The sequence below is a fragment of the Paenarthrobacter sp. AB444 genome (genome assembly GCF_028736865.1).
Taxonomy (GTDB): domain Bacteria; phylum Actinomycetota; class Actinomycetes; order Actinomycetales; family Micrococcaceae; genus Arthrobacter; species Arthrobacter nicotinovorans_B.
Map to the genome: position 1 here is coordinate 489013 of NZ_JAQZBY010000001.1, position 12540 is coordinate 501552.

Here is a 12540-nt window from a genome sequence, read left to right on the forward strand (position 1 = left end):
AAGAAAAGGAACAAACTGCCATGAATCAGACTTCCACATCAGCCCCAGCCAGTAACGGCGTTCAGAACCTCGACATAGAAGCGCTCCGGGCCAAATACCGCCATGAGCGTGATCGGCGCATCCGTCCTGATGGCGCGACCCAGTATCGACGCACGGCCGGAAAATTTGGTTACTACGCAAAAGATCCCTATACCGCGAAGATCGAACGGGAGCCCAAAACCGACAGGGTGGAGGCACTCGTCATCGGGGCCGGTTTCGGAGGCCTGCTGACCGCATCACGTCTGCGCGAACAAGGTCTGCAATCGGTCCGACTGATGGATGAGGCCGGTGATGTTGGCGGCACGTGGTATTGGAACCGCTATCCGGGTATTCATTGCGACATCGAATCCTACGTCTACATGCCGCTCCTCGAAGAGGTCGGCTACATGCCTAAGTGGCGCTACGCCCCAGGGGAGGAGATCCGGCAGCACGCTATGGCCATTGCCCGGCATTTCGACCTCTACAGGGATGCGCTCTTCCAGACTCGGGCGACACGGCTCCAATGGCTGGATGAGCCGGAAGAGTGGCTGGTCGAAACCGATCGCGGTGACCGCTTCCGCGCCCGTTTCGTCATCACATCTTCCGGAACGCTGACGCAGCCGAAGCTCCCCGGTATTCCAGGCATCGAGTCATTTCGGGGCCACACTTTCCACACGAGCCGGTGGGACTATTCCTACACAGGAGGCACCCCCGACGGCGGCCTCGCGGCCCTGGCAGACAAACGGGTCGCGGTGGTAGGAACCGGGGCAACAGGACTGCAGGTGGTGCCGCACCTTGGTGCCGATGCAAAGGAGCTCTTCGTTTTCCAGCGGACCCCCTCAACGGTTGATGTTCGCGACAACCGCCCCACGGACGCCGAATGGGCAGCGTCCCTCAAACCCGGCTGGCAGCGTGAACGTATGCAAAACTTCCTTGCCGTACTCGCAGGGGAACCAGTGACGGAAAGCCTGGTGAAGGACGGCTGGACAGCGACCACGCATTTGCAGCGTAAGATCCTGTCCGGTTCGGTAGACACCAGCCTGTCTGCCGAAGAGCGCGAGCGGCGCGACGAGATCGATGACTTCCTGACTATGAACCGGCTCCGGACCCGCGTGGAGGAGATTGTAGAGGAACCGGAAACGGCTGAAGCGCTGAAGCCTTGGTACCGCTACATGTGCAAGCGCCCGGGTTTTAGTGATACCTATCTTCAAACATTCAACCGGCCGAACGTAACGCTGGTCGACACTGCAGACACCGGTGGCATCACTCGCATGACCGAGACTGCGGTCGTCGTTGGGGACACCGAATACGAAGTGGACTGCGTTATCTTCGCAACTGGGTTCGAAGTGGGCATTTCAGGCGTAATGTCGGGGACGCTGCCGGTCCTCGGGCGCAACGGTCTGCCCCTCCTTGAGGCATGGGCGAACGGGCCCCGCACCCTGCATGGCATGTCCTCCCACGGATTCCCCAACCTCTTCCATCTCAGCGGCCCGCAGACCGCGAACTCGGTGAATTTCGCCAATATCCTCCTCGAACATGCCGAGCACATTGCGGCGGTCATCGGACGAGCACGCCGAGTGGGCGCTCACTTCGTCGAACCCACAGCTGCCGCCGAAGAGCTTTGGGTGCGAACGGTCCTGGATACAGCCGCGGACAACCGGCAATTCCAAGCAGAGTGCACACCCGGCTACTACAACGGCGAGGGAACCCGCTCAATTTCCGGCGCCTCATACAGCCCCGGCCCTGTTGCGTTCCACCGGCTTCTCCGTGAATGGCGAGAGGGTGACATGAAGGACGTCCTTTCCCTCAGCCAGAAAGCAGACCTGCGTGCAACCGAAACCGCGGGCGCAGCGCGATGAATTCCCCCCTCGCTAAATCCCGCTGTCTCGCATCAGCCGCAGCAGCCCTGTTGACTTTGGTCCTTGCGGGCTGCAGCGGCGACATAGCACCGGCCGTGTCCCCGGCGGCCAGCGACAGGACTGCGACGCAGCAAGCCAACCGGGTGATGCGGGTCACTGACGTCCCCAAGACGACCGGCATGACCTTGCTTGAGGGACCAACCTTTGGCGGAGACGGCAATCTTTATGTTGTCGACGTGACCGCACCGTCGGGGGCACCCAAAGTGTTGAGAGTGGACACGCAGAGGAAAAACGTCAGCACCATCTACACCGACGACCGCAGCGTGCTCACGTCCGCGCAGTTCAGCCCCAAAGACGGTAGGCTGTACGTCACGGATTTTGTGAGCGGAGCGATCCGCAGCATGCGCGCTGACGGTCAGGACGTGCGGGATGTGTTCGCTGGACCGGTCGACGGAAAGCCCATGCAGCCGGACGACATTTCCTTTGACGATGCCGGCAACTTGTACGTCACGGACGCAGCCGGAGCCAGTGAGCCGTATTGGGCGGCAAAGGGCCGCGTAATTCGTGTTGACGGTGTCAAAGCCGAGGCTACGGTCCTTGCCGACGGCCTCGCGTCCCCCAACGGCATTGGGTTCTCCCCCGACGGACGCGACCTTTGGATAGGCCTCAATACCGGCAACCGCATCGACCATCTCAAACTAACCATGGATGGCAAGTCCGTAGCCACTGCCCATCCCGCGATCTACGCCTCCGCTGGTGCAGCGCAGGTGGACTCGATAGCAGTCGACGCAGCTGGGAACCTTTACGTGGGACTCCATAACCGCCCCGCTGTACTTATCTACGGCGACAACGGGCAGCTCCTGAAGACGATTGCCGTCCCCGCGGAAGACGCGTCCGAAGTCAGTTCTGCCACAAATGTAGCCATCAAGCCGGGCACAACAGAAGCCTACGTCACCATAAGCGGCAGCGGGGGTGGATTCCTCTACTCGTTTGAGGCGCTGGCACAGGGAATAAGGCAATCAAACGGTGGTTAGGCGCGACCTGACACCCCCATCGACTTTCATGGAGGAGTAATGCTCGAAATTGATCAGGATGTCCTCATCGTAGGCGCCTCGGCTGCGGGGTTGTGTACTGCGGAGGCGCTGCGACGGGAAGGCCACCGGGGCCGTCTGACACTGATGGATGCGGAGCCACTGCACCCCTACGACCGGCCGCCGCTGTCCAAGCAGCTTCTCGCGGGTACGTGGGATGCCAGCAGGGTGTACCTCCGAACCGAAGCTGAACTTGAGGCGCTGGGCGCCGAGTGGGCGCTGGACGAACAGGCAGTGCACCTCGAGACGTCTGCGAGATCAGTGCGAACGGCCACAGGTCGTCTCTTCAGCGCCGACGCTGTCGTCCTGGCCACCGGCTTGGTCCCGCGCCGACTGGGGGGCTTTGAGGACGTGCGCGGCCTGCACGTCTTGCGCAGCCTGAATGACGCGCTGGCCCTTCACGCTCGCCTGCAGGGAGGGGGCGTGCGGCTCGTTGTAGTCGGCAATGGTGTCATGGGTTCCGAAGTGGCAGCCACGGCTGCCGGCATGGGAGTTGAAGTGACGCTGGTTGGGCGATCGAGCCTGCCCATGGCCTCGCAGTTGGGTGACTTTGGGTCTTCCTTGCTCGCAGCGAAACACGTGGCTGCAGGTGTTCGGCTCATCGGGGCACAGGGTGTTCAAGACATAACTGTCTGCGAAGGTGAGGTGAGAGGTGTTGTCCTGCTGTCCGGTGAATTCCTGCCCGCAGATGATGTTGTCGTCGCCATAGGGTCCAGGCCAAATATCGACTGGCTGGCCCACAGCGGACTCAACCGCGAAAACGGCATAGGCTGCGACGCGCGCTGCCGTGCTGCCCCAGGAATCTGGGCCGTCGGAGATGTTGCCCGATGGCACCACCCCCGCTTGGGTGATATTCGGCTCGAGAACCGGACGAATGCTGCCGAACAAGCCATCGCCGTCGCATCCGACATACTCGGTGCAGGTCAGCCCTATGCCCCTGTCCCCTACTTCTGGTCGGACCAATACGGCGTGAAAATCCAGGTCCACGGCAGTATTCCCGCGGGGGCTCGTATGACGATAACCGACGGAGAGCCAAACACCGACCGTTTCGTCGCCGTCGCTGACTCTTCAGAGGGTGCACATCCGACAGGTGTCTTGGGCTGGAACATGCCTAAACAGACGCGCCTTCGGAGAATGGAGCTCGAAGAGGTTCTGGCACCAGCGTTTCCCTAAAGGGCGGTTTGATCACCCCCTGTCCCATCCGTACCGCCTGGCCGTACGTCCAAAAATATGGAGGAAATATGACAGCAATTGACGAACCCTTCAGCACACCCCTGGAAGACTTGACTTTCCCCATGAGCAGGGACGGAAAATGTCCGTTTGACCCGCCACCGGCCGGAATAGCGGCTCAGAATGCAACTCCGCTCCACCGTGTCACTCTGTGGGATGGCAGCCGCCCGTGGCTCGTCACCCGGTATGCAGAACAGCGGGCCCTGCTGAGCGACCCGCGAGTCAGCGCAGATGTCCGGAATCCGGGCTACCCGAGCCCCGCCGCACACTCGGGAGGGGGCGGGTCACTCAGTTTCATCCTGATGGACGACCCCGAGCATGCGCGCTTGAGGCGAATGGTGACTGCACCATTCATGGTGAAGCGAATCGAATCCATGCGTCCGGCTGTCCAGAAAATCGTCGATGAACTGCTTGACGAGATGCTCGCGGGTCCGAAGCCGGTGGACCTCGTCCAGGCCTTCGCGCTGCCCATGCCTTCGCTGGTGATTTGCGAGTTGTTGGGTGTCCCCTACGCCGACCATGATTTCTTCCAGGAGAACAGCAACCTGATAATCAAGCGCGGCGTCAGCAGCGAGGAACAGCGGAAAGCATTGGGGTGGCTTATTGCGTACCTGAGACAGCTGTTGACCGTGAAGCTGCAGCACCCCGAGGAGGACATCCTTACTGATTTGGCCCGTCGGGTGGACATTGGTGAACTCACAGCCGATGAAGCTGCGCAGATGGGCGTTCTGCTGCTGGTCGCGGGCCACGAGACAACAGCCAACATGGTCGCACTTGGCACCTTGGCGCTGCTTCAGCACCCCGAGCAACTGACCCGCTTCCGCCGCATTGAGGACCCCGACCTTAGCTCAGCGGCGGTGGAAGAACTCCTTCGCTACCTCACGATCGCGCATGACGGACGAAAGCGTGTTGCCACCCAGGACATCGAGATTGCCGGCCACGTCATCAAGGCCGGTGAGGGACTGATCATCGCAACGGACTTGGGCAACCGTGATCCGCTTGCGTTCAACAACCCCCAAAGCCTCGATATCAGTCGTGACGCCAGGCATCACGTCGCTTTTGGCTTCGGCGTTCACCAGTGCTTGGGCCAACCACTGGCAAGAATGGAGCTCCAGGTCGCCTACACCACACTATTTCGCCGGTTGCCTAACCTGGCTTTGGCCGCTGAACTCGTAAACCTTCAATTTAAGCACGACGCGGCGGTCTATGGCGTCTACGAACTGCCCGTCACTTGGTAACGGCTGGGAACAACCTACAAAGGAGAAGCATGAAGATAGCCCTCGATCAGGAAAAGTGCGTCGCATCCGGCCAGTGCGTGACGGCCGCGGACGCTGTTTTCGACCAACGCGACGAGGACGGAATTGCGGTCTTGCTTGACGTCAGCCCAGGACCGGAAAGAGAAGCCGAGGTACGCCAGGCCGCCGCGGTGTGCCCTGTTTTGGCAATCCGGATCGAAAGCTGACCCGGCCTCAACCTAGCGCGGCACCAACTTCTGCTGGCTGCAGAGCTTGGTATGAACAAACTTGACGGAAGAATGGAAGAACAAGCATGAAAAAGCCCTTGGAAGGCAAAGTGGCCGTAGTGACGGGCTCCGGTCAGGGCGTCGGCAGAGGTGTGGCTATCCTGCTGGCGCGCAACGGGGCCAAGGTAGTGACCAACAACAGGAAGCCCAAGGACGCAAAGAGCGCTGAAATCGGCTTTCGATCGTCCGCCCTGTCTGGCTCTGTTTCCCTTGACAGCACGGAGGCTTCAAAGCTCGGGGAACTGAGCGGCGACGCCGAGAGCACCGCACGTGACATCATTGCCGAAGGGGGTGAAGCAGTGCCCTTCTTTGGAGACATCACCGATTACGACACCTCCGGTGAATTGATCCAAGCCGCAATCGATAATTTTGGCCGGGTCGACATTCTGGTCAATAACGCCGCGGGGCTCGGTTTTGGCCCCTTCAGCACCGTCACCCCCAGCGACTGGGACTACCAGTTGGGCCCGAAGCTCAACGGAGCCTTCAACTGCATGAAGCACGCCCTCCCCCATATGGTTGCGCAGGGCTACGGCCGCGTCCTCAACACGGCTTCGGATGCATGGCTGGGAATAGCTGCACTTAGCGCCTACAGTGCCGCAAACTCTGGATTGGTCGCTCTGACCAAGTCCACGGCCAAAGAATTCTGGACAGCCGGCATTACAGTCAACGCCTTTTGCCCACAAGCGGAGTCACCCGGGCATGTCAGCTTCAAGGCAACTCTCAGGACCATGCTTAAGGGCAGCGGAACGGAGATAGAAATTGACGAGGAGCGCATGCAAGAGTCGGAGACCGCGCACGGTCCCGCGGAGAACCTCACCTTCCTCGCATACCTCGCGTCTGAAGAAGCTGCCCATATCAGCGGTGCGGTCTTCTCGGTAACCGGAGGGGGCAGCATAGCTCTGTATTCCGAGCCGCAACACATCAGCAATATCGAGAAGCGTGGCGGGGTCTGGACTTTCGAAGAACTCAAGCAGGTCGTCCCCGAAAAGCTGCTGGCCTCGTACACACCTTTGGCCGCTCAGCGGGAATTCTAGGCGGTCCGACACGCGTTGGGGGGCGCGGACGTTTAGGTAGGATGCCCGGCTGCAGTCTCCGGCCGGGCATCCTACATAGACTTTGCACCCATTCGGCGCGCGTCTTTTCCACATGTCCCATTGCCGTCGCTGGCGCAAAGCAGCACGGTCGGCTGATGGCCAGCACATAATCCATTGCGCAAGCCTTTTGCACAAATGCTGGCTGGCGTCTGCAAACGACTCAGACCCACGCTACCCCCCCGCTGAGAAGACCCCTCACTCACGCCAATCTCGTTTTCGCCCGGTCCGCCTGTGCCTTCACACCTCTGGCATCCAAGGTCCGGTATTCCAGGATTGACGTGGATCGTCATGCACACGGGCAGCGGCTTTGCCATGAACGGTCGTGAACAAGAAGAACCCGCCAGCGACAGAGCGCAATAAAACCAGCGACTGCCAGGACCAAATCGACCGCCTCACCACCGAGCTGCGATCGCAGTCCTCCGAGCTCGAACGTCTCCACGCCATCTACGACGAACTCGATACCAGGAACGGCCTCCTCCACAACGAAGTCCTCCGCCTCAAACGAGCCCAGCGCACTAACGTCCAAGACCTCGCACACGTCGCCGCGGCATTGGTCCATGTTTCGAAGCTGAAGGGCGTCGCCCTCGACCCCACAACCGTCGGCATCCTCCGTCGCAGGGGCTGGCTGCCGAGCAAGAGCAGGACCGGGGCGCTTCGTGCATGACCATGTCAATCGCCCGCCTCTCCGTGAAGTCCGGGCTTAGCTACCTGTTCAAATCCACCATGCTCGATGACGCCGCGACTACTCCCCCGGACAGCATCAGCTACTACGTACAATCGGGAACGCCCCAAGGCCAATGGATCGGCAGTGGCCTGCCCGGCATCAGCCGCAAACCCGGCGAGAAAGTCACTGAGTCCGACGCACGGGCAATCTTCCAGGACGCCACCCACCCAGACACAACCCGACCTCTGGGCCGACCGTACAGCCACCCACCGGTCGCGGAGAAGACCACAGGCCAGCCAAATACCAAGCACGCCGTCGCCGGTTTCGACCTCACATTCAGCGTCCCGAAGTCCGTCTCAGCCCTCTGGGCACTCAGCCCCAGGCACCTACAGGAACAGATTCTCCAAACCCACCACGAAACAGTGGAAGCATCCCTGCAGTGGCTAGAGGATCGAGTCATCAACACCCGCTCCGGCCGCAACGGCATCGCACATCTCGGCACCCGTGGCGTGATCGCCGCAGCATTCGACCATTGGGAATCCCGCGCCGGCGACCCGCAACTCCACACCCACGTCGTCATCGCCAACAGAGTCCAGCGCATCACCGACAACGCCTGGACCACCCTCGACTCCCGAAGCCTCTACAAAGCTGTCGTCGCAGCCAGCGAACATTACAACGGCCTACTCTTCGACGCCCTCAAAGCCAATCTCGGCACCGACACCGAAATCCGCATCCCGGCACAAAACAGCCACAACCCCAGCCAACAACTCACCGGCATCCCGGAAGCACTCGTTCGCGAGTTCTCCAACCGCTCCAGGCTCATCGACGTCGAAACCGATCGGCTCGTCAGCGAATGGACGGATAATCATGGGAGCCCGCCGTCGGCCACCACCGTCGTCAAGCTGCGCCAGCAGGCCACCCTCTCCACTCGCGCGCCCAAAGACTCAGCGCCCACTCCCCTTCGCCAGCTCTCCGTTCAATGGCGGGAACGGGCGAAAACCCGTGGTTTCGCTCCGGAAACCGTGGTCGCCTCCACGGTGCGCCGCTCGCGCTCACGCCCGTTTCGCGTCGGTGACGTAGCCCCGGACTGGATTGCCGCCGTCGGGCATCTGACGAGACAGCGCGTGGCAGCCAAACGCTCCACCTGGAACCGCTGGAACCTGATCGCTGAGGGCGAGCGGGTTTGCGCGGAGATCCGTTGCGTCTCCCCCGCGGACCGAAACGCCATGATCGAGGCTGTGGCCACCGAAGCGGAGCACCAATCCGTGCCACTCAACGAATACCGGTACACCCTCCCGACTGACGCTACCGATGACCTCCGCTTCGCCGGCCGCAGCGTCTTCGATTTCCACGGATCGCGCCTCTACACGGACGCGGCGACGCTCGCGTTCGAGGATGAGGTGCTGGCAGCAGCGAACGACGACGGCGGCCCGACGTTAGCAGTCGAGCCCGCCTTCGAGGCACTCGCCTCTTACAGAAGCGACGCTGGCTTTGAACTGGCGGATGACCAACGGGCTGCAGCATCGCAGGTCTTGTTGAGCTCCCATTGCTTGGACGCGATCGTAGGTCCGGCCGGCACGGGAAAGACGACAACGCTGGGAGCGGTGAAGGTGGCCTGGGAAGCCACTTTTGGTGCGGGCAGCGTTGTGGGCTTGGCGCCGGCGGCTGCGAGCGCCGAGGTTCTTGGGCTTGAGTTGGGGATGGTGACGGAGAATGTGGCGAAGTGGTTGCATGAGTCAGTTGGTTCTGGGGCGAGCGAGCGGGCGAGTCGTTACTTCGCAGCGGACGCGTGGCTACGGAATGGATCCGGCGGCCGTCCTGGCGTTGCCTGTGTGGAACAAAAGGTGGCGCAGTTGGCCGCCGAGCAAAGTCAATGGCAGTTCCGACGCAACCAGCTGGTGATTGTCGATGAGGCGTCCATGGTGTCGACGGCTCAATTGGCATCCCTGGTCCGGCAGGCCGGAGAGGCAGGGGCCAAAATTCTCTTGGTTGGCGACCCGGCCCAGCTTGACTCCATCGATGCTGGCGGCGTCCTTGGGTGGTTGGACCGGCAAGGGAAAGCCGCCCGCTTGAGCGCGATTTGGCGCTTCACGAATCCCTGGGAGAGGGCCGCATCTTTGGCCTTGCGAGAGGGGCACCTGGCTGCGGTCAGTGAGTACGAGCAGCACGACCGGATCTGTCACGGCACCTACATGGAGATGGTCGATCGCGCCTACACCGGATGGCATGACGACGTTCTTGCCGGGCGGGTTTCGGTGCTCATTGCACCTGACAACGAGACCGTCGGGATGCTCAATGAACGAGCCCAAGCCGACCGTATCGGTCTGGGAGATGTCGATGCCGAGCGCACGGTCTTTCTGCGGGACGGGCTTCATGCAGGACGCGGCGACATGGTCATTGCTCGACGAAATGACAGATCCATTCGTGACGACCACGGAGCCTTTATTCGCAACGGCACGCTCATGGAAGTCGTGTCCGTTGATAGCCACGGCTCTGTCCGCGCCATCCTCAAGAACAACGGAGCCATGGTCGTGTTGACGAGCATGTACGTTGAAGCTTCGCTGGAGCTGGGTTATGCGACAACCGCTCACCGTTCGCAAGGTCTCACAGTGGATACAGCGCACACGGTCGTCACTCCGGGTCGCCTCACGCGCGAGCTTCTCTACGTGAGCATGACCAGGGGCCGGCACTCCAACAACGCCTACGTCAGCGAGAACGACCCAGACGAAGACGAAATCCTCGACCCCAGCTCACGCGCAAGCTGGAGATCGGTCCTCGGAGATGTCCTGGCGGCAGAGGGCGCCGAACGTACAGCCCATGAGGTTCGAGACTTCGAACACTCCCACTCGGACAGCCTCGAACTCCTGAACCGGGAGTACGATTACCTAGCCCAAATTGCGGCGGGACTGGATCTGGGCAGGTCCATCGAAGCGTTGTCGCCTGGACGCGCAAACGAGATGCAGGGATCTCCAGCGTGGGGCGCAGCCGTCGCTGCCTGGCGCAAAGCAAACAACCACAATCGCCCTGGCGCCCAGCGCGTTCTCTCCGAAGCCCTCGAGTCGGATGCCACCGCCGAGGACCCCGCAGCAGTGACGCACTCACGGCTCCGCCAGTTCTCTTCCCTGATACCCCGGGCCGCTATTGACCCCATGTCGGAGCGGCTCGTCAACGTCCGCGAAGATCTCACCTTCATGCTTCAACAGGTCCGCCGCCGGATCAGCGCGCGAACGGAGAAAATCTCCCGGATTGCCCTGACGGACGACCCTGAATGGAAGACAGCACTTATCGAAGAACTCGGGCGAGCTACCGAAGGCTACGAGCTGGCGACCTTGATTCGCGAAGTCGCTGTCTACCGAGACCGCTGGGGTATCTCCGATTCCTCAATTCCCCTTGGAATCGCGCCCGCCGACTGGGAATGGCAACAACACACGCAATGGCAACAGCTCCTTGACTCAGCAGTCAGCGCTCATCACGGGTTGGCTTTGTCCTCAACTGCCACCTCTTCCCTGTGGATACCGACACAACAAAGTCTTACCAGCAGTGGCTGGCAGCTTTAAACTGGAAACGGAGCAAGGCATGCAAGTCAATCCAGTCCTGAAGCCAAGAATCGCCACACCCGCTTTGATAGTCCTGAGCGCCGTGACGATCGCCGTTGCCCCGACGCTGATGGGGCTTACGGCCGCGCTGACCGGTTCCAATCTCATGGTGGTACCAGTGGGCACAGCGGCTCTCATTCTCGTGGCTACATGGACACATCGGATCCGCGCGCTGCGGCGCTGGGAAAGCGCTACTCGGGAAAAGTGGAGACTGCTCGAAGGCTTCAGGCAAGCGGGCGTGACGACCACTGAAGTCACCTTGCTGTCCGTCGACGAGGTACAGCCAACCGGAACGTGGACTACGATCCACTGGAACCGCTTCGATTACGTCCAGCCGGCCTGGATCGAAGCGCTCGCCGAACCTGTCTGGCCCGGATCCGTACTCCTCATCAAACCAGATCCGCGACAGATCAAGCCTGGAGCTCCCTGGCCTTCAACTTACCGAATCAGCAGCGACGAAGTATTGGCGTGGGCGCCGCTCGTGCGGACCAGACCGCTGAAGCAGTCGAGCTGAGTCCACGGGACAGGTTGGCTCTATAGCGGCCGTCCTCTCCATGACTCCTGGTCCACGCGCTTGACCTGCCCGGCCGGAAACCACTGAACGTGGTAGATGCGCTGGTCATCGACCCACTCGATCAGCCCATAAGACCTCGTGTATTTGATCGCGCGTCCGTAGATCTCGTTGACACGAACCAAGGGCTGCTTGCCTAGGTCCATTTCGATGATCTTGCCGTCGTCCGGCTTAGGGTGCTGGCTGTCGGCGTTCAGTTGGGCCAACATTCGGGCGAAGGCGGCTGAGTCTTGCTTCGGTCTCATAGAGCAAGATTAGAACATATATTCGAATCATCGAACGGCGACAAAGGAAAGCCCACGCCGCTCCAGGAGCAGACGTGGGCCAGCAACAGCGAAGACCGCATCATATCGTCATGTCATTGGTCCGCACTCCGCCGAAAGGGGATGTCACCACCGGACCCTTCGTGGACACGTTGTAAACCGGCCAACCCGTCGCCGTCGTAGCTTCCGGGCCTGTCGCCTCAACCACGGCCTCGGACTCGACAACCGGACGGGCCGCCCGCTGATACGTCGCGGTCCCAAAACGGAGGTCCGGGCCAATCGTGTCAGCGATGATTCGCCGGGCTTCTCGTCGTTCACCGTCCTTGTCGTACGCCCGGAACTCCAGCTCTCCGGAAACCATCACTGGGTCTCCCTTCTTGAGCGAGGATGCGGCGTTCTCAGCCAGCATCCGGAACGCTGAGACGTTGTGAAAGACAGGCTCGCCGTCCCGCCAGGTTCCGTCGGGGTTCTGGATTCGCTGGTTGACAGCAACGCGGAGCTTTGCGTGCGGAGTCCCCGATTCACCAATGGTGAGCTCAGGGTCTGCGACTAGATTGCCCGCAATGGTGATCAGGATCTTCGTGTTCATGATTGTTCCTTCCTTAGCCGACGAGCCGATCCCATCGGACACC

At 61.1% G+C, this 12540-nt stretch carries 11 protein-coding genes; 9 read left to right on the forward strand and 2 right to left on the reverse strand.

Annotated elements, in window-relative coordinates:
* Positions 1-20 precede the first annotated feature (20 nt).
* The 9 genes from PQ627_RS02215 to PQ627_RS02255 all read left to right on the forward strand — a co-directional run bounded on the left by PQ627_RS02215 (position 21) and on the right by PQ627_RS02255 (position 11588).
* Positions 21-1877: a flavin-containing monooxygenase gene (locus PQ627_RS02215; RefSeq protein ID WP_274258179.1), complete on the forward strand. Its 1857-nt coding sequence runs from the start codon at positions 21-23 to the stop codon at positions 1875-1877.
* Complete coding sequence (locus PQ627_RS02220) at positions 1874-2911, forward strand: SMP-30/gluconolactonase/LRE family protein (protein ID WP_274258180.1); 1038 nt, start codon at positions 1874-1876, stop codon at positions 2909-2911. The genes PQ627_RS02215 and PQ627_RS02220 overlap by 4 nt, the downstream gene beginning before the upstream one ends.
* Before the next feature lie 39 nt (positions 2912-2950).
* Positions 2951-4141, forward strand: coding sequence for an NAD(P)/FAD-dependent oxidoreductase (locus PQ627_RS02225; protein WP_274258181.1), 1191 nt, complete (start codon positions 2951-2953; stop codon positions 4139-4141).
* 68 nt (positions 4142-4209) lie between these two features.
* The gene (locus PQ627_RS02230; protein ID WP_274258182.1) at positions 4210-5436 is read left to right on the forward strand and encodes a cytochrome P450; all 1227 of its coding nucleotides are present in this window, start codon (positions 4210-4212) and stop codon (positions 5434-5436) included.
* A 29-nt stretch (positions 5437-5465) separates the two neighbouring features.
* Positions 5466-5660: a ferredoxin gene (locus tag PQ627_RS02235; RefSeq protein ID WP_274258183.1), complete on the forward strand. Its 195-nt coding sequence runs from the start codon at positions 5466-5468 to the stop codon at positions 5658-5660.
* Between the two features lie 86 nt (positions 5661-5746).
* Positions 5747-6754, forward strand: coding sequence for an SDR family NAD(P)-dependent oxidoreductase (locus tag PQ627_RS02240; protein ID WP_274258184.1), 1008 nt, complete (start codon positions 5747-5749; stop codon positions 6752-6754).
* Between the two features lie 382 nt (positions 6755-7136).
* Positions 7137-7478 carry a hypothetical protein gene (locus tag PQ627_RS02245; protein ID WP_274258185.1) on the forward strand — a complete coding sequence of 114 codons (342 nt, stop codon included), beginning with the start codon at positions 7137-7139 and terminating at the stop codon, positions 7476-7478.
* Entirely contained in the window at positions 7475-11035 is a 3561-nt protein-coding gene (gene mobF / locus PQ627_RS02250) for a MobF family relaxase (protein ID WP_274258186.1), read from the forward strand. The genes PQ627_RS02245 and mobF overlap by 4 nt, the downstream gene beginning before the upstream one ends.
* A 19-nt stretch (positions 11036-11054) precedes the next feature.
* Complete coding sequence (locus tag PQ627_RS02255) at positions 11055-11588, forward strand: hypothetical protein (RefSeq protein WP_274258187.1); 534 nt, start codon at positions 11055-11057, stop codon at positions 11586-11588.
* Positions 11589-11608: 20 nt separating this feature from the next.
* On the opposite strand, the gene PQ627_RS02260 is transcribed toward PQ627_RS02255, so the two are convergent.
* Together PQ627_RS02260 and PQ627_RS02265 are read right to left on the reverse strand one after the other, a co-directional pair.
* The gene (locus PQ627_RS02260) at positions 11609-11890 is read right to left on the reverse strand and encodes a hypothetical protein (RefSeq protein WP_274258188.1); all 282 of its coding nucleotides are present in this window, start codon (positions 11888-11890) and stop codon (positions 11609-11611) included.
* Positions 11891-11990: 100 nt separating this feature from the next.
* Positions 11991-12497: a single-stranded DNA-binding protein gene (locus PQ627_RS02265; RefSeq protein ID WP_274258189.1), complete on the reverse strand. Its 507-nt coding sequence runs from the start codon at positions 12495-12497 to the stop codon at positions 11991-11993.
* Positions 12498-12540 lie beyond the last annotated feature (43 nt).